This window comes from Streptomyces sp. NBC_01116 (genome assembly GCF_041435495.1).
Classification (GTDB): domain Bacteria; phylum Actinomycetota; class Actinomycetes; order Streptomycetales; family Streptomycetaceae; genus Streptomyces.
The window spans coordinates 7,113,382-7,139,566 of the sequence record NZ_CP108644.1 but is presented as its reverse complement, the minus strand read 5'-3'; the positions used below and the strand labels follow the sequence as shown (position 1 = coordinate 7,139,566).

At 75.4% G+C, this 26,185-nt stretch carries 19 protein-coding genes; 7 read left to right on the top strand and 12 right to left on the bottom strand.

Annotated elements, in window-relative coordinates; all coding sequences use genetic code 11:
• The first annotated feature begins 35 nt into the window (after nt 1-35).
• A complete protein-coding gene (locus OG245_RS31275; RefSeq protein ID WP_371626694.1) occupies nt 36-947 on the top strand; it encodes a GNAT family N-acetyltransferase in 912 nt (303 codons plus the stop codon).
• Here the strand turns inward: OG245_RS31275 and OG245_RS31270 are convergent.
• Nucleotides 919-2,049, bottom strand: a complete 1,131-nt coding sequence (locus OG245_RS31270) for an alpha-L-fucosidase (RefSeq protein ID WP_371626693.1) — start codon at nt 2,047-2,049, stop codon at nt 919-921. The genes OG245_RS31275 and OG245_RS31270 overlap by 29 nt on opposite strands.
• A gap of 369 nt (nt 2,050-2,418) precedes the next feature.
• On the opposite strand from OG245_RS31270, the gene treZ reads away from it, so the two are divergent.
• Nucleotides 2,419-4,179 (top strand): malto-oligosyltrehalose trehalohydrolase, encoded by a 1,761-nt coding sequence (treZ, locus tag OG245_RS31265; RefSeq protein WP_371626692.1) that lies wholly within the window; start codon nt 2,419-2,421, stop codon nt 4,177-4,179.
• 91 nt (nt 4,180-4,270) lie between these two features.
• A complete protein-coding gene (locus tag OG245_RS31260) occupies nt 4,271-5,290 on the top strand; it encodes an aldo/keto reductase (RefSeq protein WP_371626691.1) in 1,020 nt (339 codons plus the stop codon).
• Nucleotides 5,291-5,309: 19 nt separating this feature from the next.
• Here OG245_RS31260 and OG245_RS31255 read toward each other — a convergent pair whose 3' ends face one another.
• Both OG245_RS31255 and OG245_RS31250 read right to left on the bottom strand, forming a co-directional pair.
• The gene (locus tag OG245_RS31255; protein ID WP_371626690.1) at nt 5,310-6,455 is read right to left on the bottom strand and encodes a M24 family metallopeptidase; all 1,146 of its coding nucleotides are present in this window, start codon (nt 6,453-6,455) and stop codon (nt 5,310-5,312) included.
• Between the two features lie 265 nt (nt 6,456-6,720).
• Nucleotides 6,721-7,362 carry a nucleoside/nucleotide kinase family protein gene (locus OG245_RS31250; protein ID WP_371626689.1) on the bottom strand — a complete coding sequence of 214 codons (642 nt, stop codon included), beginning with the start codon at nt 7,360-7,362 and terminating at the stop codon, nt 6,721-6,723.
• A gap of 75 nt (nt 7,363-7,437) precedes the next feature.
• Here OG245_RS31250 and OG245_RS31245 point away from each other — a divergent pair, with 75 nt between their 5' ends.
• Nucleotides 7,438-7,830, top strand: a complete 393-nt coding sequence (locus OG245_RS31245; protein WP_371626688.1) for a VOC family protein — start codon at nt 7,438-7,440, stop codon at nt 7,828-7,830.
• Between the two features lie 37 nt (nt 7,831-7,867).
• On the opposite strand, the gene OG245_RS31240 is transcribed toward OG245_RS31245, so the two are convergent.
• Together OG245_RS31240 and OG245_RS31235 are read right to left on the bottom strand one after the other, a co-directional pair.
• On the bottom strand, nt 7,868-8,533 hold the full coding sequence (locus OG245_RS31240) for a LuxR C-terminal-related transcriptional regulator (RefSeq protein ID WP_371626687.1): 666 nt from the start codon (nt 8,531-8,533) through the stop codon (nt 7,868-7,870).
• The gene (locus OG245_RS31235) at nt 8,521-9,753 is read right to left on the bottom strand and encodes a histidine kinase (RefSeq protein ID WP_371626686.1); all 1,233 of its coding nucleotides are present in this window, start codon (nt 9,751-9,753) and stop codon (nt 8,521-8,523) included. The genes OG245_RS31240 and OG245_RS31235 overlap by 13 nt, the downstream gene beginning before the upstream one ends.
• A gap of 179 nt (nt 9,754-9,932) precedes the next feature.
• On the opposite strand from OG245_RS31235, the gene OG245_RS31230 reads away from it, so the two are divergent.
• Together OG245_RS31230 and OG245_RS31225 are read left to right on the top strand one after the other, a co-directional pair.
• Nucleotides 9,933-10,631, top strand: a complete 699-nt coding sequence (locus tag OG245_RS31230) for an ABC transporter ATP-binding protein (RefSeq protein WP_371628037.1) — start codon at nt 9,933-9,935, stop codon at nt 10,629-10,631.
• A gap of 2 nt (nt 10,632-10,633) precedes the next feature.
• Nucleotides 10,634-13,354: an FtsX-like permease family protein gene (locus OG245_RS31225; protein WP_371628036.1), complete on the top strand. Its 2,721-nt coding sequence runs from the start codon at nt 10,634-10,636 to the stop codon at nt 13,352-13,354.
• A 71-nt stretch (nt 13,355-13,425) separates the two neighbouring features.
• Here the strand turns inward: OG245_RS31225 and OG245_RS31220 are convergent, their stop codons facing one another.
• The 7 genes from OG245_RS31220 to OG245_RS31190 form a co-directional block, all read right to left on the bottom strand.
• Nucleotides 13,426-14,349, bottom strand: a complete 924-nt coding sequence (locus OG245_RS31220; protein ID WP_371626685.1) for a LysR family transcriptional regulator — start codon at nt 14,347-14,349, stop codon at nt 13,426-13,428.
• A 46-nt stretch (nt 14,350-14,395) separates the two neighbouring features.
• Nucleotides 14,396-15,595 carry a glycine C-acetyltransferase gene (locus OG245_RS31215; RefSeq protein ID WP_073803874.1) on the bottom strand — a complete coding sequence of 400 codons (1,200 nt, stop codon included), beginning with the start codon at nt 15,593-15,595 and terminating at the stop codon, nt 14,396-14,398.
• Nucleotides 15,596-15,669: 74 nt separating this feature from the next.
• The gene (gene tdh, locus OG245_RS31210) at nt 15,670-16,698 is read right to left on the bottom strand and encodes an L-threonine 3-dehydrogenase (protein ID WP_371626684.1); all 1,029 of its coding nucleotides are present in this window, start codon (nt 16,696-16,698) and stop codon (nt 15,670-15,672) included.
• A gap of 367 nt (nt 16,699-17,065) precedes the next feature.
• A complete protein-coding gene (locus OG245_RS31205) occupies nt 17,066-19,306 on the bottom strand; it encodes an ABC transporter substrate-binding protein (protein WP_371626683.1) in 2,241 nt (746 codons plus the stop codon).
• 1 nt (nt 19,307) lies between these two features.
• The gene (locus OG245_RS31200) at nt 19,308-21,488 is read right to left on the bottom strand and encodes a bifunctional serine/threonine-protein kinase/ABC transporter substrate-binding protein (protein WP_371626682.1); all 2,181 of its coding nucleotides are present in this window, start codon (nt 21,486-21,488) and stop codon (nt 19,308-19,310) included.
• 9 nt (nt 21,489-21,497) lie between these two features.
• Entirely contained in the window at nt 21,498-22,316 is an 819-nt protein-coding gene (locus OG245_RS31195) for a hypothetical protein (RefSeq protein WP_371626681.1), read from the bottom strand.
• A gap of 169 nt (nt 22,317-22,485) precedes the next feature.
• Complete coding sequence (locus OG245_RS31190; protein WP_371626680.1) at nt 22,486-23,325, bottom strand: alpha/beta fold hydrolase; 840 nt, start codon at nt 23,323-23,325, stop codon at nt 22,486-22,488.
• 343 nt (nt 23,326-23,668) lie between these two features.
• Here OG245_RS31190 and OG245_RS31185 point away from each other — a divergent pair, with 343 nt between their 5' ends.
• Nucleotides 23,669-26,158: a GTPase-associated protein 1-related protein gene (locus OG245_RS31185; protein ID WP_371626679.1), complete on the top strand. Its 2,490-nt coding sequence runs from the start codon at nt 23,669-23,671 to the stop codon at nt 26,156-26,158.
• Nucleotides 26,159-26,185: the final 27 nt, after the last annotated feature.

Here is a 26,185-nt window from a genome sequence, read left to right as displayed (position 1 = left end):
CGGGAGCGCGGCATTCCGTCCCCGGAGGACATTCCATGACCGACCTGGTCATCCGCGCGCTCACACCGAGCGACGCCGCACTCTTCACCACGTTCCAGGACAGCCCGCACGTCGGCCGGGCCGCCTTCGGCCACGCCTACACATCGACGGCCGACGGCGGCGAGTACCGCCCCGACTGGTCCTGGGTCGCCCTGCGCGACAACACCGTGATCGCCAGGGCCGCCTGGTGGGGCGGGCCCGACGACACCGAGCCCGTCGTGCTCAACTGGTTCGACTTCGCGGACGGGGAGGCGGAGGCGGGCGCCGAACTCCTGCGCCGGGCCCCGTTCGACAAGGAGTACGAGCTGATCGCACCCGCCGGGTGGCGGAACGACCCGGCGGTCGCGGCCGCCGTCGAGGCGCGGGTCGCCGCCGCGACGGCCGCCGGCATGGAGCCGCTGGTCGAGCGCTACCGCTACCGGTGGACCCCCGGCCGCCCGCTGCCCGAGCGGACGGGCCGGCTCACCTACCGTCCGGAGCCGGACGACGCCGTCGTCCTCGACGTCCTGCGCCGGGTCCACTCGGCCACGCTGGACGCCCACGCCCGCAAGGCCATCGAGGGCCCCGGAGGTCTGGACGCGGCGGCCCAGGAGGAGTTGGACTTCTTCCACTGGTGCCCCTCGCCGAGGGAGTGGCTGCGGCTCGCGTACACGCCGGACGGCGAGGTGGCGGGCATCCAGGTGCCCGCGCACAACCCGTCCGGGCCCTGCGTCGGCTTCGTCGGCGTCGTCCCCGAGGCGCGCGGGCACGGCTACGGCTACGACCTGCTGGTGGAGTGCACGCACTTCCTCGTCGAGCAGGGTGCCGGGTTCGTCGCGGCCGCGACGGACCGGGGCAACGTGCCGATGGCCGCCGCGTTCGCCCGCGCCGGGTATCCGATCACCCAGGAATGGGTCCATCTGGCGTGAGGGCCCCGGCCTCCTCGGCCAGCCACTCCAGACGGAGCGACTGCTCGGCGGGGATCGTCGCGTCCTCGCCGCGCGGCCCCACGTTGAGCAGGACGTTGCCGCCGTCGGCCGCGGTGTCGCGGACCAGTGAGGTGAGGGCCTCGCGGCCGATGAAGGCGTCGGCCCCCGAGGCCCGGTTGTAGCCGAAGCTGTGGTCGACGCCCCGGGTGATCTCGTACGGGTCGGAGCCCTCGTAGCGGGCGTACTCCGGGGTGCGGAAGTCGAAGACGGGCGGTGTGCGCGGGACGAAGCCCTCGCCCTGCGCCACCGTCCGGCGGTCCCACCAGTTGTACAGCGCCTTCGCTCCCGGCAGGCTCAGGCCCCGCCAGTGCGGGGCGTAGGGCAGCAGGCGGTCGTTGACGACGCCGTGCGGGACGGTGAAGCGGTAGAAGTCGACCAGGGAGCGGATCTCGCCGGCGGAGGCGGGCCAGGCGATGTCGTTCCAGAGGATGTCGGGCCGGTAGCGGCGGATCAGCTCCCGCAGGTGGGCGTCGGCGTAGGCGGGGTAGCTGCCGCGCGGGACGGCGGAGAACATGTCGGCGGCGGTGCCGATGGGGCGGTCGTCGAAGGTCCAGTCGAGCCCGCCGGAGTAGTAGACGCCGAAGCGCAGGCCCTCGGCCCGTACGGCTTCGGCGAACTCGCCCACCACGTCCCGGGCGGTGTGCCAGCCGGAGCGGTGCGGGTTCCTCGTCTCCGAGGGCCAGAGGCAGAACCCGTCGTGGTGCTTGGTGACCAGGACCGCGTATCCGGCCCCCGCCTCGCGGAAGGCGCGGGCCCAGGCGGCCGGGTCCCAGCCGGCGAGCCCGTCCTCGAAATCGCGGCCGAAGTCCGTGTAGGGGCGCTGCCCGTAGGTGGCCCGGTGGTGGGCGGCGACCGGGGAGCCGGGGAAGCGGAGCGCGTTCTCGTACCACTCCGCGTACGAGGTCCAGCCCAGCGGGGCGCGCCGGCCCGCCGCCGGGAGTTCGGCGGCGGGGGCGTAGGGCGGGGCCCAGCCGGGAACGGATGCGGGTGTCCAGTGAACGAAGATCCCCAGTCGGGCCCGGGACCACCACGAAGCGACCATGGCGGGAAGTATCGATCATCCGGGGGGAGCCGCGTAAGCCCCAGGGACCGCCGGATTCCGCTTCCGTGCGTTCTGTTCCCGCGCCTTCTGTGCGTTCTGTTCCCGCGCCTTCTGTGCCGTCTGTTCCCGGCCTTCCGTGCCTCCTGTGCTTTCGGTGCGCGGATCAGGTCGCGGTACCGGGCGCAGGACCGGGCGGACGCGGTGGCCGGTGTCGGTGAGCAGAACCTGTATGAGCGGGAACCCGACCGGGCAATGATCAGGACCAGACCTTAATCGCCGGTGACGGGCGGCAGCAGAGCCTGTCGCGTGGATCGTGGAGCCCGCCCGCGGGCGGCGCCGCGCGCCCCGCCCAGGGACGAGGAGTGGTGGATGCAGTTCGAGGTGTGGGCCCCCGAGGCGGACTCGGTCGTGCTGGAGGCGGCGGACGTCCGGTACGCGATGGAGCGCGACGCGGGGCGCGAGGGGTGGTGGACGGCCGGGGCGGAGGCCTCGGACGGGGTCCGGTACGGATTCCGGCTGGACGACGGGCCTCTGCTGCCCGACCCCCGTTCGCGGCGTCAGCCGGACGGGCCCGACGGCCCGAGCGCTGTCGTCGACCAGGAGGCGTACGCCTGGCGCGAGGCCTGGGCGGGACGGCGGCTGAACCGCGCGGTGCTGTACGAGCTGCACGTGGGGACGTACACCGCCGAGGGCACCTTCGACGCGGCGGCGGCCCGGCTGGGCCATCTGGCCGAACTGGGCGTCACCCATGTGTCGCTGATGCCCGTCTGCCCGTTCCCGGGCGTCAACGGCTGGGGGTACGAGGGCGTCTCGCTGTGGGCGGTCCACGAGCCGTACGGCGGACCCGAGGGGCTGAAGCGCCTGGTCGACACGGCGCACGGGCTGGGGCTTGGGGTGGTCCTGGACGTGGTGCACAACCACCTGGGCCCGTCCGGGAACCACCTGCCCGCCTTCGGCCCGTACTTCACCGACACCCACCACACCCCGTGGGGCGCGGCGGTCAACCTGGACGCGCCGGGCTCCGACGAGGTGCGGGCGTTCCTCCTGGGCAGCGCCCTGGCCTGGCTGCGCGACTACCGGCTCGACGGGCTGCGGCTCGACGCGGTGCACGCGCTGGCCGACACCCGGGCGCTCACCTTCCTGGAGGAGCTGTCGGCGGCGGTCGACGCGCTGGCCGTCGAGGTGGGCAGGCCGCTCGGGCTGATCGCCGAGTCCGACCTCTGCGACCCGCGCACCACGACCCCGCGTCCGGCGGGCGGCCTCGGACTGCACGCCCAGTGGAACGACGACTTCCACCACGCCCTGCACACCGCGCTGACCGGCGAGTCCCAGGGCTACTACGCCGACTTCGCCCGCGCCCCGCTCGCCGCCCTCGCCAAGACGGTGACGTCCGGGTTCTTCCATGACGGGACCTTCTCCAGCTTCCGGGGCCGCACCCACGGCCGCCCGGTCGACGTGACGCGCACCCCGGCACACCGCTTCGTGGGCTACGCGCAGACGCATGACCAGATCGGCAACCGGGCGCTCGGCGACCGGCTCGCCACCTCCCTCACCCCCGGCCTCCAGGCGTGCGCCGCCGCCCTCGTACTGACCGGTCCTTTCACCCCGATGCTCTTCATGGGCGAGGAGTGGGGGGCGCGCACTCCCTGGCAGTTCTTCACCGACCACACGGACCCGGAGCTGGCCGAGGCCGTACGCAACGGCAGGCGGCGGGAGTTCGCCGCGCACGGCTGGGACCTGGAGGAGATCCCCGACCCCCAGGACCCCGCGACCCGGGACCGGTCCTGCCTCGACTGGTCCGAGCCGGCGCGCGAACCGCACGCGCGGCTGCTCGCCTGGTACCGCGAACTGATCGTGCTGCGGCGCACGTTGCCCGATCTGCACGATCCCGACCTGGCCTCGGTGAAGACCGCGTTCGACGAGGACGCGCGCTGGCTGGCGTACCGCAGGGGCGACCTGCGGATCGCGGTGAACCTCGCGGACGGGCCGGCCGCCATCCCCCTGGGCTCGGGCCGCCACCGGCGGGTCGGCGGACGGGTGCTGGCGGCCTGGGAGCCGGTGGCGGCTCCGGGGGCGGACGGGGTCCTGCATCTGCCGCCGGAGTCGTGCGTGGTGCTGGCCGACGACTGAGCCGCACCGATGACCCGTCACTCTCCTTGCCTTCGTGTGCACTTCAACTCGTAGCGTTCGGCGCAGCGCACGACATCACGAGAGGAACACCATGAAGCAGCGATTCCTGGGCCGTTCGGGGCTGCGCGTCAGCGAACTGTGCCTGGGCGCGATGACGTTCGGCCAGGACACCGACGAGGCGGCCGCCCATCGGATCCTGGACACGTTCACGGAGGCGGGCGGCACGTTCGTCGACACCGCCGACGTGTACCACCAGGGGGTCTCCGAGGAGATCGTCGGCCGGTGGCTGAAGGGCCGCAGGCGCGACGATCTCGTCATCGCCACCAAGGTGTTCGGGACGATGGGCGAGTCCCCGAACGCGGGCGGACTGAGCCGCAAGCACATCGTGTCGGCGGTGGAGGCGAGCCTGCGCCGCCTCGGCACGGACCACATCGACCTCTACCAGACGCATGTGTGGGACGCGACGACGCCCGTCGAGGAGACCCTCTCCACCCTGGACACACTGGTGAAGGCGGGCAAGGTCCGCTACCTCGGCGCGAGCAACGTCTCCGCCTCCCAGCTCCAGCGCTCCCAGGACCTCGCGGACCGGAACGGCTGGGAGCGGTACGTCTCCCTCCAGCCGCTGTACAACCTGCTGGCGCGCGAGATCGAGTGGGAGCTGGTCCCCGTCAGCGCGGCGGAGGGCGTCGGCATCATCCCGTGGAGCCCGCTCCAGGGCGGCTGGCTGACCGGCAAGTACCGGCGCGGGATGACCGCCGCCGCACCGGGCACCCGGGAGGCCCGCTACCAGCGGGAGCTGGGCCGGGAGGCATGGCGGGAGCGGGACAACGAGGAGACCTGGCGGGTCGTGGAAGCGGTCGTCGCGGTGGCCGAGGAGGCGGGCCGGACCCCGGCGCAGACCGCGCTGCGCTGGCTGCTCGGCCGGCCCGGCGTCACCGCGCCGATCGTCGGGGCCCGGACTCCGGAGCAGCTGGCCGACAGTCTCGGCGCGGCGGGCTGGGAGCTGACGGCGGAGCAGGCCGAGCGGCTGGACGCGGCGAGCGCCCGGCCGCTGCCCTACCCGTACGACATCCTGCACCGCTTCCGTGACCGGGAGCCGCGCGACGACTGAGCCGGGGAGCCCGGAACTCCTACTCGACGACGGCCAGTTCGCGGGCGGTGGTGTTGAGCCGCCGCCCGCCGTCCTCGGTGACGGCCACGATGTCCTCGATCCGGACGCCGAAGCGGCCCGGGAGGTAGATGCCCGGCTCCACGGAGAAGCACATGCCGGGCACCAGCGGCTGCTCCTCGCCCTCGATCATGTAGGGCGGCTCGTGGGTGGTGACGCCGATGCCGTGGCCGGTGCGGTGGATGAACCGTTCGCCGTAGCCGAATTCGGTGATCACCGCGCGGGCGGCCCGGTCGATCTCCTGGCAGGCGACGCCGGGCCGGACGGCCGCGCAGCCCGCCTGCTGGGCCTCCCGGACGATGTCGTGGACGCGCTGCTCCTCGGCGGTGGGCTCGCCGACGTGGACCGTGCGGGAGGTGTCGGAGCCGTAGCCGTGCTTCAGGCCGCCGAAGTCGAGGACGACCATGTCGCCGCGCTCGATGGTGCGTGCGCCGGCCTCGTGGTGCGGGTTCGCCCCGTTCGGGCCGGAGCCGACGACGGTGAAGTCGACCTGGGAGTGCCCGAACTCACGGAGCAGAGCCGCGAGATCGGTGGCCACGTCGACCTCGCGGCGGCCGGAGAAGCGCACCTTGAGGATCTCCTCGTACGTGGCGTCGGCGGCGGCCCCGGCAGCGGTGAGCCGTTCCAGCTCGGCGGCGTCCTTCACCGCGCGGAGCATCGGGAGCGCTTCGGTGAGCGCGGTGTAGGAGGTGCCGGGCAGCTGCCGCTGGAGGCCGAGCAGATGCATCGCCCAGGCGTTGTCGCTGACGCCGAAGCGGCCCTCGGCGTCCAGCAGCGGGGCGGTCACCTCGTACGGGTCCTTGCCGTCGGTCCAGTCCCGCAGGGTGAGGGCGGGCGCCCCGGTGGCGGCGGCCGCGTCGGGGGCCTCCAGGGTCGGGACGACCAGGACCGGGTCCTGGCCGGCTCGCAGCACGAGGAGCGTGAGGCGTTCGGTGCTCACGGGGCGGTAGCCGGTGAGGTGGACGAGGTCGGGGCCCGGCGCGACGATCACCCCGGCGAGCCCGGCCTCGGCGGCGGACTCGGCGGTGCGTGCCATCCGGGCCCGGTAGTCGTCGGCGGTGAAGGGCGGCGGGGCGGACTGCTGGACGGACGGGCTCGGGCTGGACATCAGGACCTCCTGGCGGTGCGACACGGCACACAGCATCCTGCCCGCCCGACGGGGCGTACGCGACCGGCTTGCCGGAGCGTGTCGGTCCTCGGAGGGCGACGGGTCACCGGACCGGCACCGAGGGCTCACCGGACCGACCTGCGGGCCACCGGACCGGCCCGCGGATCACCGGACCGACCTGCGGATCACCGGACCGGCCCGCGGATCACCGGACCGACCTGCGGATCACCGGACCGACCTGCGGATCACCGGACCGGCCCGCGGGTCACAGCCGCACGATCAGGTCGGCCCGGTCCCGGCCCCGCTCCACCAGCCGCGCGTTCGCCTCGTCGGAGCGGGCCACCCACTCCTCCGCGCGGCGCCGGGGCCTGCCGTGGCGGACATGGCGGTCGACGAGCCGGCGCACCCGCACCCGCGCGTCCGGGTCCAGGAACCACACCTCGTCCAGCAGCCCGCGCACCGGGGCCCAGGGGCCGTCGTCGAGCAGCAGGTAGTTCCCCTCGGTGACGACGAGCGGCACGTCCGGCGCCACGGGCAGCGAACCGGCGACCGGCTCCTCCAGGGACCGGTCGAAGGCCGGGGCGTACACGGCGTGCACCGGGTCCGGTGCGCGCAGCCGCCGCAGCAGGGCCGTGTACCCGGCGGCGTCGAAGGTGTCGGGGGCGCCCTTGCGGTCGGCGCGGCCCAGGCGCTCCAGCTCGGCGGCGGCCAGGTGGAAGCCGTCCATCGGGACGAGGGCGGCGCGTCCGTCCAGGGCCGCGACCAGCCGGTCAGCCAGAGTGGACTTCCCGGCTCCGGGCGGGCCCGCGATCCCCAGCACCCGTCGCCCTCCGGTGTCCGCGAGGGCGCGGGCCCGGTCCGTCAGGGCGGCCCGGCCGCCGGTGGTCGTGCCGTCCACGATGTCCATGCGGGCATGGTGCGGGGGCGGGGGGCTCCGGCGCTAGTGTTACGTATAACCGCATCGCTGGAAGGACTCCCCGCCATGTCCCACATCGCCCTGGTCACCCTGGTCGTCCGCGACTACGACGAGGCGCTCGCGTACTACCGCGACGCGCTCGGCTTCGAGGTGGCGGAGGACACCGACCGGGGCGACGGCACCCGCTGGGTGGTGGTGCGCCCGCGCGGGACCGCGCCCGGCACGGGGCTGCTGCTCGCCCGCGCGAAGGACGAGGTCCAGAGCAGGGCGGTGGGGGCGCAGACGGGCGGCCGGGTCGGCTTCTTCCTGCACACGGAGGACTTCGCGGCCGACCACGCCCGGATGGTGGCCGCCGGGGTGCGGTTCCTGGAGGAGCCCCGGCACGAGACGTACGGCTCGGTGGCGGTCTTCGAGGACCTCTACGGCAACCGCTGGGACCTGCTCCAGCCGGCCGCCTGAGCCGATCGGGCTCGACGCGGGCCCCGGCGGGGCGACCTCAGGGGGCGACCCCGTCCCGGCCCTCCAGGTAGGCCAGCACCGCGAGGACGCGGCGGTGGACGGCTCCGTCGTCCGGTTCCAGGCCGAGCTTGGCGAAGATCGAGCCGATGTGCTTGCTCACCGCCCGTTCGGAGACGGTGAGTTCGGCGGCGATGGTGGCGTTCGCCTTGCCCTGCGCCATGTGTTCCAGGACCTCGCGCTCGCGGGCGGTGAGGCTCTGGAGCGGGCCCGCCGTGGACTTGCGGGTGAGGAGCTGGGTGACGACCTCCGGGTCGAGCGCGGTGCCGCCCGCCGCCACCCGGTCCAGGGCCTCCAGGAACTGCTCGATCCGGCCCACCCGGTCCTTGAGCAGGTAGCCGATGCCCCGGGCGCCCCGGGCGAGCAGCTCGGCGGCGTACGTCTCCTCGACGTACTGCGAGAGGACCAGGATCGGCAGGTCGGGCAGTTCGGCGCGGGCGGCGATCGCGGCCCGCAGCCCCTCGTCGCGGAAGGTGGGCGGCAGCCGTACGTCCAGGACGGCGACGTCCGGGCGGTGTTCGAGCAGGGCGGGCAGGATCTCCGGGCCGGCCGCCGCGTCGGCCACCACCTCGTGTCCGGAGCTGGTGAGCAGGAGGACGAGGCCCTCGCGCAGGAGGGCGTTGTCCTCGGCGATCACGATCCGCACGGCAGCTCCACTTCGATGTCCGTCGGCCCCCCGGCGGGGCTGCTGACGCGGGTGGCGCCGTCCAGCGCGGCGACCCGCCGCCGGATGCCCACCAGCCCGCTGCCGGCGCGTTCGTCCGCGCCGCCGCGACCATCGTCGCCGATGGTCACCCGCAGGAGGCCGGGGGGCCGGTCGATCCGGACCCGGGCGGCGGTGGCGCCGCTGTGCTTGCTGATGTTGGTGAGCGCCTCGGCGACCACGAAGTAGGCGGCGGCCTCGATCGCGGCGGGCAGCCGCCGCCCGTCCTCCACCCCGTCCAGGTCCGCCGTGACGGGCACGGGGACGTCGGCGGCCAACGCCCGTACGGCACCGGCCAGTCCGCGGTCGGTGAGGACCGGTGGGTGGATGCCGCGCACGACGTGCCGCAGCTCGGCGAGCGCGGCTTCGGCCCCGTCCTGCGCCTCGTCCAGGCGGGCCCGCGCGGCGGCCGGATCGCGGTCCAGGAGCTGCTTGGCGAGCCCGATCCGCATCGACAGGGCGACGATCCTGGCCTGGGCGCCGTCGTGCAGGTCCCGCTCGATGCGCCGCAGTTCGGCCCCGTGCGCGGCGACCGCGCCGGCCCGGCTCTCGGTGAGGTGGGCGATCCGCTCGGTGAGTTCGGCGGCGGGCGGCGGGGCGAGCAGGGCCATGGTCCAGCCCGCCGAGAGGTCGGCCAGCACCGGGTGCCAGCGCAGTGCCCAGCCCGGCCGGTCGGGCGGCTCGATGCCGTACTCGTCGGCCCGCCGCCGGTCCACCAGCCCCACGACGGACAGCGCGACGCCGTCCACCAGCAGGGCGACGGGCCACAGGATCATCGTGAGGTAGCCGAGCCCCATGCCGAAGAACGTCTGGACGGGCAGCCAGAGCGCGAGCCGCCAGGTGGTCCGGTCGGTGAGCGTCCGCCGGACCCGTTCGGGCAACTCGACGCCGCCCAGGGGCGGATAGGAGGCGGGGCGGTGTCCCGGCCCGAGCCGGGCCGCCGCTCTGCGGCTCTCCGCCGAGGCGGCCCGGCGCAGCAGGGTGGCGGCCTCCGGCAGTGCGGGCAGCCCGATGATCGCGACCGCGAACAGGAGGGCCGCCACCACCAGGAACGCGCCGACGTAGGTCAGCATCGCGACCCCGATGCCGATGAGGAGGTAGCGCGAGGCGCCCCAGGAACGCCGGACGGCGACCGTGAGGGGACCGGGTGGTGAGCTGCTCATGGCAGCCCACGGTACGGGGGCGGTCCCACCGCCGGAGGGGTGCGGTCCCCCGGGCGGGGGTGGAGCTGGCTGCACCCCCGGTCCGGTAGTGCGCACCCTCGCCCGGCCGTCTCCCGGCTCATAGCGTTCTAGCAGGTCGGACAGTACGGGGACGGTGGAGGCGAACAGTGGGTACGACGATGGTGGAGCAGGGAGCCGCGCTCGGTCTGGAGGGGGTGAGCCGGAGCTACGGACGGCGCGGGAGCAGCCGGAGGACGACGGCGCTCGACGGGGTCAGTTGCCGGGTCCCGGCCGGAAGTTTCACCGCGGTGGTCGGGCCTTCGGGTTCGGGCAAGAGCACCTTCCTCCAGGTCGCCGCGGGCCTGGACCGGCCGACCTCGGGGACGGTCAGGATCGGCGGCACGGACCTCGGGTCGCTCTCGGAGGCGGCGCTGACCCGGCTGCGCCGGGACCGGATCGGCTTCGTCTTCCAGTCGCACGCGCTCAATCTGGTGCCGTCGCTGTCCATCGAGGAGAACGTGGTGCTGCCGCTGGTGCTGGGCGGCGCGGATCCGGGCGGCCCCGATGTGCTGGCGCGGGGGCGGGAGTTGCTGGCCCGGGTTGGTCTCGCGGGGCGTGGCGGCGACGGGCCGTCGACGCTGTCGGGCGGCCAGCAGCAGCGGGTCGCGGTGGCGCGGGCGCTGGTGACGGAGCCCGAGGTGATCTTCGCGGACGAGCCGACCGCCTCCCTCGACCCGGAGTCGGCGGCGCTGGTGCTGGCGCTGCTGCGGGACGCCGTACGGATCGAGGGCCGCACGGTCGTGATGGTCACCCATGACCCGGTGGCGGCGAGCTGGGCGGACACCGTCCTGACGATGGACGGCGGTCGGCTGCGATGAGGATGAAGAGGCGTACGGGCACGGCGGCCCCGGAGTCGGCGGCCGCGCGGAACAGACGTACGGGTACGGCGGCCCGGGAGCCGCTGGGGGTACGGCAGGGGTCGCGGCGGGCGTCGGCGTTCCTGGCCCGGCGGTCGCTGGCCACGCATCGGCGGGCCTGGGCGGCGGTGATCGTGGCGACGGGCGCCGCCGCCGCGCTGATCGGCGCGTTCGCGTTCGTCATCGGCTCGCTGCTGGTGGCGGCGCCTCCGGTGCAGCGGTACGCGGGCGCGGACGCGGTGGTGGCGGCGGACCAGAAGGTGTCGTACACGGCGAAGCCGTGGGGCAGCGAACCGCGGACCACGACGGCGTACCTGCCCGAGCGGGCCCGTCTGGACCGGTCGGTGCTGGCCGCGGTGGCGGGGGCCGACGGCGTGGCGCAGGCCGTCGCGGACGATTCGGTGCCGGTGTCCACGGGCGACGGGCGGCCCGCGGTGGGCCGCTCCTGGCCGTCCGCCGCGCTGACCCGGTACGCGCTGGCCGAGGGGCGTGCCCCGAGGGACGCGACCGAGGTCGTCCTGGACGGCGTGCTCGCGGCGGGCGGCCACGCCCCTGGCGGGCGGGTCGTGCTGCGGGCCGACGGAGCCGCCCGGACGTACACGGTCAGCGGGATCGCCCGCACCGGGCACGGCGGCGACGCTCCCCCGGCCGTGTTCTTCACCGAGTCCCGGCTGACCGCGCTGGCCGGGCACCCGGGCCGGATCGACGCGATCGGCGTGGTCGCGGAGCCGGGCGTCTCGCGGGACGCGCTGCGGGACGCGATCGGCGCGGTGCTGCCCGAGCGTTCGGGCGTCCCCGGGTCGGACCGGGGCGTGCGGGTCCTGACGGGTGCGGAGCGCGGGGAGGCCGAGCACGTGGACGCGCTCGGCGGACGCGGGGACCAGTTGGCCCTGCTCGGTTCGATCGGCGGCACCGTGCTGATGGTGGCGATCCTCGTGATCGCCTCGACGCTGTCGCAGGCGATCCGTCAGCGGTCCGGGGAGCTGGCGCTGCTGCGGGCGGTGGGGGCCTCGCCCCGTCAGCTGCGGTCCGCGATCGGCCGGGAGGCGGGCCGGGTGTCGGCGGCGGCGGCGCTGCTGGGCGGCGTCGGGTCCGTGCCCCTGGGTCTCGCGATGCGTTCGCTGCTGACGACCGGTCCGCTGCCGCTGCCGGTGCCGTGGTGGCTGCCGCCCGCCGCGGTGCTGGCCGGCGGGCTGCTGGTAGCGCTGCTGGCGCGGCCGGTGGCGATGCTCGCCGCCCGGTCCATCACCCGGCTGCGGCCGGCCGCCGCGTTGGGTGCGGCGACGGCGGACGAGCCGAGCGAGCCGGGACGGTTCCGTGACGTGGCGGGGGTGGTGCTGGCGTTCGCCGGGATCAGCTCGGCGGGGGTCGCGACGACGCAGAGCGGTCAGGCGGCGGGCGCCGCCGCCTCGGGCGCGGCGATGTCCCTGGTGATCGCGGTCGCTCTGCTGGGGCCCCGGATCTCCCGGATCGCCCTGGGCGTGCTGGGCCGTCCGATGCGGAAGGCGGGCGGGGTCTCGGGGTTCCTGGCCGAGCGGGCCGCCTCGGCGCACACCCGGCGGCTCGCCACCGCGTTCACCCCGATCGTGCTGGTGGTCGCGTTCGTCTGCGTGCAGCTCGCCTCGGGGCCGACAATGGAGCGGGCCTCCGGCCACCAGGCCTCCGCCGCGCTGCGGGCGAACCTGGTGGCGACGGGCGGCGGGGCGGGGCTGCCCGCCGGAGCGGCCGAGGCGGTGCGGGAGGCGCCGGGGGTCGCGGCGGCGACCGGGGTGCTGCGTTCGACGGTCGTCCTGGCCGACCGGCAGGCGGGCGAGCCGGTGCTGACCCGGCTGCCCGTGCTGGGCGTGGAGGCGCGCGGTCTGTCCGGCACGCTCGACCCGCGCGTCACGGCGGGCGACCTGGACCGGCTCACGGGGGGGGACGCCGTCGCGGTCGGGGCGGACCGGGCGAAGAGCCTGGACGTCGGCCCCGGGGACCGGGTCGCGCTGCGGCTCGGCGACGGTACGCGGGTGGAGCCCCGGGTCGTCGCGGTGTACGGACACGCGCTGGGCCTGGGCGAGTTCCTCTTCCCGCGCGAGGCGCTGGCGGGCCATGTCTCGGCCGCGCGGGACCAGGTCGTGCTGATCCGGACCGGGGCCGGAGCCGAGACCGGGTCCGGGTCCCAGGCCGCGTCCGGGTCCGGGTCCGGTGCGGACCCCGCGGCCGCGGTGCGTCGGGCGCTGGCCCCGTACGGCGGCGGGGTCGTGGTGCGGGCCGCCACGGGCGACGACGTGGCGATCGCTCCGCCGGTGTCGGACGGGGACAACGCCGTGATCGTCATCGGCGTCGGGGTGATCGGCGGCTTCGCGCTGCTGGCCGTGGTGAGCACGCTGGCGCTGATCACGATCGGCCGCCGGGGCGAGTTCCGGCTGCTGCGGATGGTCGGCACCGGGCGGCGGCAGCTCCGGCGGATGCTGGTGCTGGAGACCGGCCTGGTCACCTTCGCCGGGCTGGTGATCGGAACGGCGGTGGCCGCGGTCCCGCTGACCGCGTTCGCCGTCTCGCTGGCGGGCACGGCGCCGTATCTTCCGCCGGTGCACTACGCGGTGATCGCGGGGGCCGTGGCGCTCGCCGCGGCGGCCGGGACGCTGGTCCCGGGCGCGTCGGCCGGGGGACGCTTCGTCCTGGGACGCCGGGCGGGGTGAGAGGCGGCGGAGCGGACCGGGTGGACGGAGGAGCGGGCCGAAGGGCGGCGGGGGCAGGGCGCGTGCCGGATTCAGACCCGCGCCAGGCCCGCTTCCCGCACGGCCACCGCCTCCATCGCGTCCAGCACCGGCCGGATCAGCGGATGGCCCTCGGCCCCCTGCCGTACGGCCGCGAAGACGCGGCGGGTGGGGGCGCTCCCCTCGACGGGGCGCACGACCACCCCGGTCAGCTCCATCCCGCGCAGCGCGGACCGGGGCACCAGGGCCACTCCGGCGCCGGCCCCGGCCAGGGCGACCACGGCGCGGAAGTCGTCCGAGGAGTGTTCGAGGCGGGGGGCGAACCCGGCGAACTCGCAGGCCAGGACCACCACGTCATGGCAGGGGTTGCCCGGGTAGGGCCCGATCCACGGGTCCTTCGCGAGGTCGGCGACCGCCACCTGGTCCTGGTCCGCGAGCCGGTGGTCCACCGGGAGCACCGCGTCGAACGGCTCCGAGTACAGGGGGACGCGGGTCAGGCGGCGGTCGTCCTCGGCGGGCGCGCCCCGGTATTCGACGGCCACCGCCACGTCGACCTGCCGGTCCAGCACCATCGGCACGCTCGCGTCGCCCTCCGCGTCCTGGACCTTGACCCGGATGCCGGGCGCGGTGCGGGCCAGCTCGGTGAGGGTGGGGGCGAGGACGAGGCCGATGCCGGTGGCGAACGCGGCGACCGTGACCGTACCGGCGACGCCCGCGCTGTAGTCGGCCAGCTCCGCCTCGGCCCGCTCCAGCTGGGCCAGGACCACGTTGGTGTGGCTCAGCAGGATCTCCCCCGCGGCGGTGAGCCGGGCGCCGCGCGCACCGCGTTCGACGAGCCGGTGGCCGGTCTCCTGCTCCAGGGCGGCGAGCTGCTGGGAGACGGCGGAGGGCGTCAGGTACAACGCGGCGGCGGCCGCGGTCACCGTGCGGTGGTCGGCCACCGCACGGAGGATTCGCAACCGCCGCGCATCGATCATGTGCCCATTGTCCCAGGTCGCGGCGGCTGCCAGACCCGGTGAGCGGTTACGCCTCCGCGTCCAGGGCGGCCCGGGCGTCGACGAACGCGTCCACGGCGCGGTTCACGTCGTCCGTGGAGTGCGCGGCGGAGAGCTGGACCCGGATCCGGGCCGCGTCCTGCGGGACGACCGGGTAGGAGAAGCCGATCACGTACACCCCGCGCTCCAGGAGCAGTTCCGCCATCCGGCCCGCCCTGCCCGCGTCGCCGATCATGACGGGGGCGATCGCGTGGTCGCCGGGCAGGATGTCGAAGCCCTCCTCGGTCATCCGGGTGCGGAAGAGCGCGGTGTTGGCGTTGAGCTGCTCGCGCAGGTCCCCGGCGGACTCCAGCAGGTCGATGACCTTGAGGGAGGCGGCGGCGATGACCGGGGCGAGGGAGTTGGAGAAGAGGTACGGGCGCGAGCGCTGGCGCAGCAGGGCGACGATCTCCGCGCGGGCCGCGACGTAACCGCCGGAGGCTCCGCCCAGCGCCTTGCCGAGGGTGCCGGTGATGATGTCGACCCGGTCCATGACGCCGTGCAGTTCGGGCGTGCCGCGTCCGCCGGGGCCGACGAAGCCGACGGCGTGCGAGTCGTCGACCATGACCATGGCGTCGTAGCGGTCGGCCAGGTCGCAGATCTCCTGGAGCGGGGCGACGTAACCGTCCATGGAGAAGACGCCGTCGGTGACGATGAGGCGGCGGCGGGCCCCGGACGCCTCCTTGAGCTGCGTCTCCAGCTCGCCCATGTCGCGGTTGGCGTAGCGGTGGCGCTTCGCCTTGGAGAGGCGGATGCCGTCGATGATCGAGGCGTGGTTGAGGGCGTCGGAGATGACGGCGTCCTCGGGGCCGAGCAGCGTCTCGAAGACGCCGCCGTTGGCGTCGAAGCAGGAGGAGTAGAGGATCGTGTCCTCCTGGCCGAGGAAGGCCGAGAGCCGCTGCTCCAGCTCCTTGTGGACCTCCTGGGTGCCGCAGATGAAACGGACCGAGGCCATGCCGTAGCCCCAGCGGTCCAGCGCCTCGTGCGCGGCGGCGATGACCTCGGGGTGGTCGGCGAGGCCCAGGTAGTTGTTGGCGCAGAAGTTGAGGACCTCGCCCGCGCGCCCGCCGGCGGTGACGGCCACGGTCGCGGACTGCGGGGTGCCGATCACGCGCTCGGGCTTGTGCAGGCCGGCGGCGCGGATCTCGTCGAGGGTGGTGCGCAGGTCGTCGCGTACGGAGTCGAACATGCGGATTCCTTAAGGGATCAAGGGCGAGGGACGAGGGGCCAGAGCGAAGGGCGGTCGGGAGGCCGGTCGGTGGGTCAGACGGTCCAGTCGAGGATGACCTTGCCGCCGAGGCCGCTCGCGGCGTCGTCGAAGGCCGCTTCGTAGTCGCGGAAGCCGTACCGGCCGGTGATCACGGGGGCGAGGTCGAGTCCGCCCTCCAGCAGGACGGACATGGCGTACCAGGTCTCGTACATCTCACGGCCGTAGATCCCCTTGATGGTGATCATCGAGGTGACGATGCGGGACCAGTCGACGGCGAACTCCTCGGCGGGCAGGCCGAGCATCGCGATCCGGCCGCCGTGCGTCATGTTCGCGACCATGTCCCGCATCGCCTCGGGGCGGCCGGACATCTCCAGGCCGATGTCGAAGCCCTCGCGCAGGCCGAGTTCCCGCTGCCCGTCCGCGATGGTGCGGTCCGCGACGTTGAGGGCGAGGCTGACGCCGACCTTGCGGGCGAGGGCGAGGCGGGCCTCGCTGACGTCGGTGATGACGACGTTGCGGGCCCCGGCGTGCCGGGCGACGGCGGCGGCCATGATGCCGATCGGTCCGGCGCCGGTGATCAGGACGTCCTCGCCGACGAGCGGGAAGGACAGCGCGGTGTGGACGGCGTTGCCGAACGGGTCGAAGATCGCCGCGATGTCGAGGTCGACGGGGACCCGGTGCACCCACACGTTGGAGGCGGGCAGCACCACGTACTCCGCGAACGCCCCGTCCCGGCCGACGCCGAGGCCGACGGTGGAGCGGCAGAGGTGGCGACGGCCGGCGAGGCAGTTGCGGCACTTGCCGCAGACGAGGTGGCCCTCGCCGCTGACCAGGTCGCCGACCGCGATGTCCGCGACGTCGGAGCCGGTCGCGGCGACCTCTCCGGCGAACTCGTGGCCGAGGATCAGCGGGGTGGTGACCGCCTGCTGGGCCCAGCCGTCATAGGCGCGGATGTGCAGGTCGGTGCCGCAGATGCCGGTGCGCAGGACCTTGATCAGGACGTCGGTGGGGCCGTACTCCGGCTCCGGCACGTCCATCAGCCACAGTCCGGGTTCGGCCTTCTGCTTGACGAGTGCCTTCACGGCTGCGGCTCCCTGACGTCGGTACGCGATCGGTACGCGGGTGGATGACCCCGGGCCTCGGGGCATGTCGGAAGAACCCTGCGGCCCGGGGTGGTTCTCGGGTGGTCGCCCCCGTGGCGGGAGCGCGGCGGGACGGGACACGTCGTACGGCTGCACGACGCCCGGGTGCACGACGCACGGCATACCGCTGTACGACCTACCGCTCTGCACGTCGTACGGCTCCACGCGCCATCCTCGGCCGTCACCGAGCAATCTGCCGTACGACGGGGCCCGGGTCCATCGAGGATTTCTTAAGCGCGGTCGCAGCAGATCTTCACGCCTGGCCCCGGCTTCACCGAACGCTGCCGCCGCCAGGGCTCCGCGGTGGCTACACGTCGGCGAACGGGCCCAGGAAGCGGGGGCGGCCCTTCTCGATCCGGTAGAGGAAGATCCCGTTCTCGAATCGCACGCGGAGGGTCGAGGCGTCGAAGGCGAGGGTGCGCACGATCCCCCGGTGCTCGGTCCGCACGAGCCGACGGGGAATGCCGCTGCGCACCTCCCCCGAGGCGCTGGTGGCCCCGGCGGCGCGGGCGATCAGGCCGACCGCGTCGTACGCCTCTGCGGCCCAGGTGGCCGGGGGCGCGCCGAAGCGTTCGCGGTGCGCGGCGGTGAACGTGCCCGCCGAGGGGAGGGCCGTGGGGTCGGCGTACGCCTCGGCGAAGACCCAGCCGTCGGCGGCGGCCCCCGCGCCCGCGAGGAAGGCGGGCCCGAGGGCGGGTCCGGCGGCGACCCTGCTGCCGGTGAAGCCCTCGTCCGCCAGCGCGGTGGCCAGGCGGGCGGCCCGCGCCGGGTCGCCGCCGCCGAGCACCACGGCGTCGGCCCTGCTGGTCACCGCCTTGCGTGCGACCGCGGCGAAGCCCGCGTTCCCCCGGACGAGGGGGTGCTCGATGAGAGTGGCGCCGGCGGGGGTGGCCTCACGGAACGCGACCCCGGTCTCCGTCGCGAGTACGGGGGTGGTGGCGTCCTCGACGAGCAGGATGCGGGTCGCGGGGCGGGTGCGGGTCAGGTAGCCGATGAGGCCGGGCGGGAGCATACGGTCGAGGGGGCGGATCAGGCAGAGGTGGAGGGCGGTGGCCGAGTCGGCGGTGGTGGAGCCGGCCGCGACGACGACGGTGGCGAGCCGCTCCTCGGCGTACCGCGCGACGACGTCCTCGCGCAGGACGTCTCCGGTGGGGCCGACGACCGCGATGACCTCGGGGTCCGCCGCCAGCCGCCCGGCCGCCCGCAGGGCCGCCGCCGGATCCCCCGCGTCGTCCTCGGTGCGCAGGGCGAGCCGGAACGCCTGGTCCGCACGGGCGTTGTGGTCGGCGACGGCGAGCCGGGCGCCGCGCAGGTGGGCCAGTCCGGTGGCCCGTCCGGGGCCGCCGAGGTCGGCGTGGAGCCCGATCGTGTACGTGGGCGGCTTCCCGGAACCGGTCGGCCCTCCCCCCGCTCCCCCGCCTCTCCCCCGCAGGGCGATCCAGGTCGCGGTGGAACCGCCGGCGAGGAGGACGGCCCCGGCCGCCCCGGCGGTGAGCAGCCGCCGGCGGCCGGGACCGGACGTGTCGCCGTCCCCGGCCGGGGCGAGCGTGGCGGGCAGTGGTTCGGGATCCGGGAGCGCGAGGGCGGTGGCGGACCGCTCGGCGATCAGCGCGGGAAGCCCGGCGGGCATCTCCCAGCGTGCGGGAGCGGGCGCGGTGCGGGGGGCTTCGTGCGGGTCCGGGGCTCCTGGGCGGCCCGGGTACTCCCTCGGGTCCCGTCCCCGGCCCGGGTCCCCGAGGTCACCCGGGGCCCTCGCCGTCAGGGCGTCGCGGACCCGGCCCGCGGCCGGCCGGTCGGCCGGGTCCTTGGCCAGGCAGGCGCTGATCAGGGGCGCCAGGCCGGGCTCCACGCCCGTGAGGTCCGGCTCCTCGTGGATCGTGCGGAACAGGGCGCCGGCCCCGCCGCCCGCACCGAACGGCGGCCGCCCGGTCGCCGCGTACACGAGGACGCAGCCGAGCGAGAACACGTCGCACGGCGGCCCCAGCGGTCCGGCGGACGCCTGCTCGGGGGCCAGGTAGCCGGGCGTCCCGATCACCGCGCCGGTGGTGGTCAGCGCGGTGGCGCCCTCGTGGCGGGCGATCCCGAAGTCGATGAGGCGGGGGCCGTCGAGGGCGAGGAGCACGTTGCCGGGTTTGACGTCGCGGTGGATCAGCCCGGCCTCGTGGACCGCGACGAGGGCCTCGGCGAGCCGGCTCCCGAGGGCCCTGACGGTGGCCGTGGGCAGCGCGCCGCCCGCGCCCACCACCTCGGCCAGCGAGGGCCCGGGGACGAAGGCGGTCGCCAGCCACGGTTCGCGGTCCTCGGTGTCCGCGCCGAGCACCGGAACCACCCACGGGCCGGTGATCCGGGCGGCGGCCCCGGCCTCGCGCCGGAAGCGGGCCCGGAACCCGGGATCGTCGGCGTGCTCGGCCCGGATCACCTTCACGGCGGCGAGCGTGCCGCCCGCCGAGCGCGCCAGGTAGACCACGCCCATGCCGCCCGCGCCGAGCCGGACGAGGGTGCGGTACGGGCCGACGGTGCGGGGGTCCTCGGAGGTGAGGGGCCGCACGTCAGCTCTCCGGTTTCGGGGCGGGGCCGAGATAGCGGTGACGGCCCTTCTCCACCCGGTACAGGTGGGCGTCCTGGCCGATGACCTGCTGACGTTTCTCGTCGAACGCGTAGGTGCGGGAGATCCCCTCGTACCGGGCGGCGGCGATCGCGGCGGTGAGCGCGGACCGGGTGGGGCGGCCGTCGCCGGAGGGTGCGGCGCTCGCCTTCGCCTTCTTGGCCGCGGTCTCGGTCAGGGCGGCCAGTTCGCGGGCGACGAGTCCCGTCACGTCGTACGCCTCGGCCGACCAGGCCGCGGGGGCCGCGCCGAAGCGCTTGCGGTGGGCGGCGGCGAACGTCGCGGCGGCCGGGGCGCTCGCGTCGGTGAACGGTGCGACGAACTCCCAGCCGTCGGCCGCCGCGCCCGCCTGTTCCAGGAACTCCGGCCCCATGACGCTGTGCTGGGCCATGCGCGGTCCGGCGAAGGAGAGGTCGGCCAGGATGCGGGCGACCCGGGAGGCGCCCGCCGCGTCACCGGCGTAGAAGAGGGCGTCGCTCCGGTGGGAGAGGAGGTCGGTGACGACCGGGTCGAAGACGGTCGTCCCGGCGGGCACCACCCGGGGGTGGGTGGTGCCGGTGGTGAGGTCGGGGGTCATCAGGTTGATCGCGTAACCCGCCTGGTAGGCCGTCTGCCCGCCGGCCCGGTCGATCAGGATGCCCAGCCGTTCGACGTCGGGGCGCAGCAGGAGGCGGTTGACGACGGGGACGGAGAGCGAGGCGTAGGAGGGTGCGGCCTGGAAGAAGGAGCCGTTGGCCCGGGCCGGGAAGGTGATCTGGAGGGCCGACACCGTCAGGACCGGCAGCACCGCCTCGTCGTACGCGGCCAGTGCCGCCCCGGCGGCCCCGTCGCCCGTGGGGCCGATGACCGCGACGACCTCCGGATCGCGGGCGAACTCCTCGGCGACCTGGGCGGCGCGGGCGGGGTCCCCCTGGTCGTCGAGGACCTTCACGGCCAGCCGGAAGGGGTGGCCGTCGAGGGCGTTGAAGCGGTCGACGGCGAGCCGGGCGCCGCGTTCCTGGGCGCGTCCGGCGGCGCTCAGGGGGCCGGTCAGGTCGGCGTGCACGCCGATGATCCAGCGGCGTCCGCCGGAAGCGCCGTCCCCGCCGCCGCCGGGTTCGTCGCGGGTGAGGCGTACGGCGGCGAAGGCGCCGGCACCGAGCGCCATCGCTCCGCCGGCCGCGATCAGCAGGAGCCGTCTCCGGCCGGGGGCGGGTTCCGGCGGGCCGGGCCGCTCGGTGACGGTGGCGTCGATGCCGGGCAGGTCCAGGAGGGCGGCGGACCGGTCCGCGATGATCCGGACGACGTCCTCGGGCAGCCAGTCGACGGTGGCCCCGGCGGGGGCGTCCTCGGCTATCGAGGTGTCGAGGTCGGCGGCGGCCGGACGCTCACCGGGGTCCTTGGCGAGGCACCGGTCCAGGAGCGCGCGCAGGTGGGCGTCGTCGACGCCGTCCAGGTCGGGTGCGTCGTGCACGGTGCGGTAGAGGACGGCGTCGACCGCACCGCCGCCGAAGGGCGGCCGGCCGGTGGCCGCGTACGCCAGGAGGCAGCCGAGCGAGAAGACGTCCCCGGCGGGACCGGCGGTGTTCCCGGACGCCTGCTCGGGCGGGAGGAAGCCGGGGGTGCCGACGACGAGGCCGGTGGCGGTCAGGGCGGTGGCGTCGGCGGAGCGGGCGATCCCGAAGTCGATCAACCGCGGCCCGCCGGCCGTCAGCAGGACGTTGCCCGGCTTGACGTCGCGGTGGACGAGCCCGGCGGCGTGCACGGCGGCCAGCGCGCGGGCGAGCAGCCGGCCGAGGACGGTGACGCTGCGCGCGGGCAGCGGTCCGCGCCGGGCGACGATCTCCGAGAGCGTCGGCCCGGGGACGAACTCCGTGGCGAGCCAGGGGCGTTCCGCCTCGGTGTCGGCGCCGGTGACGGGGACGGCCCAGGGGCTGTCGACCCGCCGGGCGGCTTCGGCCTCGCGGCGGAAGCGGGTCCGGAAGTCCTCGTCCCCGGCGTGCTCGGGCAGGATCACCTTGATCGCGGCGAGCGCTCCGGCGTCGGTGCGTCCGAGGTAGACGACGCCCATGCCGCCCGCCCCGAGGCGGCCGAGGAGCCGGTGGCCGCCGATCCGGGCGGGGTCCGTGGGTCGCAGGTCGTCCATCGCCCGGCCTCAGCTCTGCTTCTCGACGGCGGATTCCAGCCGGGCCAGCATGGCGCTCTGCGCCTGGACGACGAGGTCGTCGATCTCCCGCTCGGTGCGCCCCTTCGCTCCCTTGCCGGTCACGGCGACCGTGAACTGCAGGGTCTGCGCCTGCTGCCAGGAGTAGTGGTGCGGCCCGCCGAACTCGGAGCTCCGGTACTGCCCCGTCTCGCTGAGGGAGTCCTCGGAGGCGGTCTGCGTGGACTCGCCGCCGAGGAGCGCGGCGGCGACCATGGAGCCGATCAGCTCGCCCTCGCGCAACTGCTGGGTGGGACAGCGCATGCTCTCCTCGATCGACTCCGCCATCTCCCAGGCCGCGTCCCCGGGGGCGCGGTGCACGGTGACGACCGCGCCGAGGCGCACCGGCCCCTTCCCGGGCTCGGCGGGCAGCTCGAACGACCGGGTGAGGGTGGCCAGGACGCTGTACGCGGGCTTCCGCTGCTGCCAGACGCAGTCCTCGCCGAGCACGGGCCAGGTCGCGGGGTCGCTCTCGTACGGGCTCCGCTTCACCACTCCGGGGCCGAAGCTGTCGGGGCCGGCGATGACGCGGTCGATGAGGTCGCGTGCCTCGGCCCGGGTCTTCGGGAGCCGGGCGGGGTCGGGTACGAGTGCTTCCTCGGGTGACGGCCCGGCTCCGGTGCCGCCGCCGGGGTCCGGGCTCGCGCTCGCACGCGTCGAGGCGTCGCCCTTCTCCGCTTCCCCCCGGTCGTCCGCCGCGCCGGAACAGCCGGCGAGCAGCGCGGTCGCGAGGGCCAGGGACAGTCCGTACCGGGCCCCCCTTAACGGCACGTGACAGGTCACAGCGTTTCCCCGTTCCTCCTCGGCACCGCGTCGATCATAGGTTCGCCCGGCGCGGTCGGTGGGTGCCGATGAGGGACTGTTACCTCGTCGGGACATGCACCGCACCGCCTCCCGGGAGGCCGGGTTCCGCCGCCCGGGGAGCCGGGCTCCGCCGCCCTCAGGCGGTCTCCGCCAGGAAGGCACCGATGTGCTCGACGAGGGCGTCCGGCCGGTCCCGGGGAATCAGCGTGTAACTGTCGGCCACCTCCACCAGCCGCCCCTGCGGCAGGAGTTCGGCGAGGCGCCGCCCGTGGTCGAGCGGCATCACCCGGTCCTCGGTCGCCCGGACCACCAGCGCGGGCCGGTCGAAGGTGCGCAGTCGCTCGGCCCACCGCGCGAGCTCGGCCTTCTCCGGTACGCCCAGCACGTAGGCGCGCAGGTCGCGGCGGATCTCCGGGGAGGTCTGGAGCGGCCGGAACCACCGGTCCATCGTGGTGTGCGGGACGGGCCGCTTGCTCATCCATCCCCAGGTCATGGGCAGCCGCCGTGCGGGCCGCAGCCGGAGCAGGGAGAAGGCCGCCCTGATCCCTCCGGGCAGCCTGGCGGAGGCGACGAGGTTCCGGCCGGGCAGTCCCGGCGGGTAGTTGTCGAACGCCTCGCAGGACGTGATCACGAGCCGGCCGATCCGGTCGGCCCGCCCGTCCGCGACCAGGGCCTGTGCACCGCCCCAATCGTTCATCACCAGGGTCACGTCCTCAAGCCGGAGGGCTTCCAGGAACTCGGCGACCAGCCGGGCGACCCCGAGGACGGAGAGGTCGGCCCCGGCGTCCATGGGCCTGCGGTGCCCGCCGAGCGGCAGGGTCGGCACGATGCACCGCACCCCGTCCCCGAGCCCGGCGACCACCTCGTCCCAGAGCGAACCGTCCATGGCCACGCCGTGCAGGAGGACCACTGCGGGCCCGTCGCCTCCGGTGTCGTGGTACTCGATCACGCCCGCGGAAAGCCTCACGTCGCTCATGGGGTCAACCTAGGCCCTGTCGTCGGACTGCCGTCGTCGCCCGGAGGGCGGCCCTGCGGGGTCAGGTGTGTGCTCCCGGTGTGCCGGGGGCTGGTCCTCGTACGGGATGTACTCGGGCCTGTGCCCGGTGCGGCGGGAGCGCGTGCATGGCGCCGCGGGGCAGGCGGCAGTTCGACGACAGGGCCTGGTGCAGCGGTCCTCGGGCCACCGCCTGACGCAGCGTAGGGATTCCGCCCCCGTCCTTGATAACGTCGCCCCCGCGGCTGCGGACTTCATTCCCCCGACCCCAGCCGTACGGGGTGGGCACGGGGATCGGGCGCGGCAGGACGAAGAGGGCCGACAGATGAGCCTTGCACAGGTGCACTACTCCTCCGCCGCGCCGGGGGACGAGGGAGCGGGGGGCCGGTTCACGGCGGTCGGCCCAGGGGTGTCGGGTGCTCTGCTGGCGGAGATCGAGCCCTTGGTGCGCTACGAGCTTCCCGGGGGCGTTCCCGACCGGCCTTCCGACGGCGAACTGCGGTCGCTGCCGCAGGCGTTCGGGTATTTCCTGCTGTCCGACGGCAGTCGGCTGGTGGCTCGTTCGGCCCCCGTCCGGGACGCGGGCGGGACGGGGGCGGGCGTCCGGTTCCACGCGCACGCGGTGCACGTGCCGCCGGGGGTTCCGCTGCCGGGCGACCGGCTGCCGGTCGAGGCGTGGCGGTCGCCGCACTGGGTGGCGGCGACGCCCGGCGGGGCGATACCGGATCCGCTGGCGTTGCCGCCGGGTCCGGCGGCGGTCTCCGAGGGCCTCGACGACTTCGCCGTCTCGCGCGGCCCGTGGCTCGCGGCCGTACTGGCGGATCTGCGCCGGGCGAGCGACGCGGAGGCGACCGGCGGGCGGCCGGTGGTGCTGGTGGAGCGGCAGTGCGCGGACGTGGCCCGGTGGCTGGGGCTCGCGTCGGTCACCCTGCCGAGGGAGAGCGCGGAGCGGCTGACGTTCACCACGTACACCCGACGGCCGGAAGGTTCGGCGTCGCGGGTGGCGGGGGTGCTGCCCGAGGACGCGGCGGCGGCACGGGCCGCGGGGCTGCGGGTGCACGAGTGCGCGGGGCCGTCGCCAGCGAGCGACGGTACGGGCGACGCGTGGGCGGCGACGGCGGCGCGGGTCTGGCGGAGCCGGTCGCCGGAACTGTTCGGTGAGGCGAGGGAGTTGCCCGGGGAGCCGTTCGCGGCGGGCCCGTTGGCCGTGACGGCCCTGTGTGCGGGGGTCACGCTCGGGCCGGACGAGCGTGCGGCGGCCGCCGGTTGGGCCGCCGACCGCCCGTACGCACTGGACGCCAAGCGCACGGGCCAGTTGGTGGAGGCCCTCACCTCCCCCGGCATCGACGACCGGACGGGCCCCGAGTTCGACGCCGTGGGACGGCTGTTCGGCGCGCTGGAGGGCCGCTGCCCGGCATCGGTGACCGCTCCGCTCGCGGCCATGCTGGTCACGGAGGCGGTACGGGGCGGCAACGGCTCGCTGGAACTGCCGCGCCGGGACGCGTTCGCCGGTCCGGAAGGAGCGGAGGTGGCTGAACGGCTGGGCCCGGAGATCCTCACCGAGCTGGCCGACACGGTCGGCTCGCGCCCGGTGGCACGCACGGTACAACTTCTGCGCGTGGCACGCCTGTTGGGCGTGGACGGTACGGAGTCGCTGCCGGGGGTCGTGGACCGGCTGGCACCCGTGCTGCTGACGGAGACGGCGGCGCACGGAGGCCCCCCGGGCTTCGCACCGGCCCTGCTGGAGCTGCTGGACGAGCAGTTCGAGGTGCGGACGGCGCTGCTCGGCGCGCTGGACCGGGTCGCGCCCGAGGACCCCGGGGCGGTGGCCCGGTTCCTGGAGCGGGTCACGCTGCCGTTCACGGGCACGCAGGCGCTGCCGCATCTGCGGATGTGCGCCGAGGTCCCGGAGGCGATGGCGACCCTGGGCGGGGACCGGGCGGCGATGTGGCACCGGGTGCTGCGGGCGGCCGGCGTCTCCCCCTTCGCCGAACCGCTGGTGCTGCGCACGGCGGCCGGCCTGGTGTGGGAGGACCGGGCCCCGACGGTGGAGGAGGCCCGGCTGCTGCTGGACGCGGCCACCTCGGACGCGCACCGCGCGGCCGGTACGTGGGCGCGCCTGGTGGACGCGGCGCTCGGGGCGTCCGCCGCCGCCGGGACCTCGGCCGCCGCCACGCCCACCGCCGGGGCGTCCGCCGCCGGGACGGACGAGGCCGCCGGGCTCGCCCACGACCTGCTGCGCGGCTTCCCGGAGGAGATCGGCGGCCGGGAGCGGGCCGGCCTCCTCCTCCTGGTCCTCGTCCGCGAACTGCGCACCGGAGCACCGGAGCCCGGCTGGGCGGAGCGCGTCCGCACGCTGTGCGCCCGGGCGGAGCCGGTCGAACCGACGCTCCGCGAGCGGGCGCACACGGCCCTGGTCGAGCGCCTGCTGGCCCCGGACCGCCCGGGGGCCGAGCTGTACGACTTCGTCCACGGCGAGGACGCCGAGCTGATCGCCGCCTACGACCGGGCCGCCCGGACGGAGACCGTACGGGCGAGGCTGCGCACCCAGCCCGCCTACGCGGCGGACTGCTTCACCGTCTGGACGGCCCACCCGCACGCGGGCCGCGCCTGGCCCCCGGTGGCCGCCGCCCTCCTCGACGAGGTCCTGCGCCCCGCCGTCCGCGGGATGTCGGCCGAGGACGTGGCGGAGGTCGAGGCGACGGTGGGCCGCACGGGCAGCAGCGGCCGGGCGGAGGCCTTCCGCGACTGGAACCGGTCGAGCGCCCTGGGGCGGCTGGGCCGCCGGATCGCGGGGCGGGTGCGGCGGGGGTAAGGGGGTCGGGGCCCGCCACGCCTCGGA

Coding starts and splice junctions, on each gene's coding strand:
- OG245_RS31275 (WP_371626694.1), top strand. CDS start 36: ATGACCGACCTGGTCATCCGCGCGCTCACACCGAGCGACGCCGCACTC.
- OG245_RS31270 (WP_371626693.1), bottom strand. CDS start 2,049: ATGGTCGCTTCGTGGTGGTCCCGGGCCCGACTGGGGATCTTCGTTCAC.
- treZ (WP_371626692.1), top strand. CDS start 2,419: ATGCAGTTCGAGGTGTGGGCCCCCGAGGCGGACTCGGTCGTGCTGGAG.
- OG245_RS31260 (WP_371626691.1), top strand. CDS start 4,271: ATGAAGCAGCGATTCCTGGGCCGTTCGGGGCTGCGCGTCAGCGAACTG.
- OG245_RS31255 (WP_371626690.1), bottom strand. CDS start 6,455: ATGTCCAGCCCGAGCCCGTCCGTCCAGCAGTCCGCCCCGCCGCCCTTC.
- OG245_RS31250 (WP_371626689.1), bottom strand. CDS start 7,362: ATGGACATCGTGGACGGCACGACCACCGGCGGCCGGGCCGCCCTGACG.
- OG245_RS31245 (WP_371626688.1), top strand. CDS start 7,438: ATGTCCCACATCGCCCTGGTCACCCTGGTCGTCCGCGACTACGACGAG.
- OG245_RS31235 (WP_371626686.1), bottom strand. CDS start 9,753: ATGAGCAGCTCACCACCCGGTCCCCTCACGGTCGCCGTCCGGCGTTCC.
- OG245_RS31230 (WP_371628037.1), top strand. CDS start 9,933: ATGGTGGAGCAGGGAGCCGCGCTCGGTCTGGAGGGGGTGAGCCGGAGC.
- OG245_RS31225 (WP_371628036.1), top strand. CDS start 10,634: ATGAAGAGGCGTACGGGCACGGCGGCCCCGGAGTCGGCGGCCGCGCGG.
- OG245_RS31220 (WP_371626685.1), bottom strand. CDS start 14,349: ATGATCGATGCGCGGCGGTTGCGAATCCTCCGTGCGGTGGCCGACCAC.
- OG245_RS31215 (WP_073803874.1), bottom strand. CDS start 15,595: ATGTTCGACTCCGTACGCGACGACCTGCGCACCACCCTCGACGAGATC.
- OG245_RS31200 (WP_371626682.1), bottom strand. CDS start 21,488: ATGGACGACCTGCGACCCACGGACCCCGCCCGGATCGGCGGCCACCGG.
- OG245_RS31190 (WP_371626680.1), bottom strand. CDS start 23,325: ATGAGCGACGTGAGGCTTTCCGCGGGCGTGATCGAGTACCACGACACC.
- OG245_RS31185 (WP_371626679.1), top strand. CDS start 23,669: ATGAGCCTTGCACAGGTGCACTACTCCTCCGCCGCGCCGGGGGACGAG.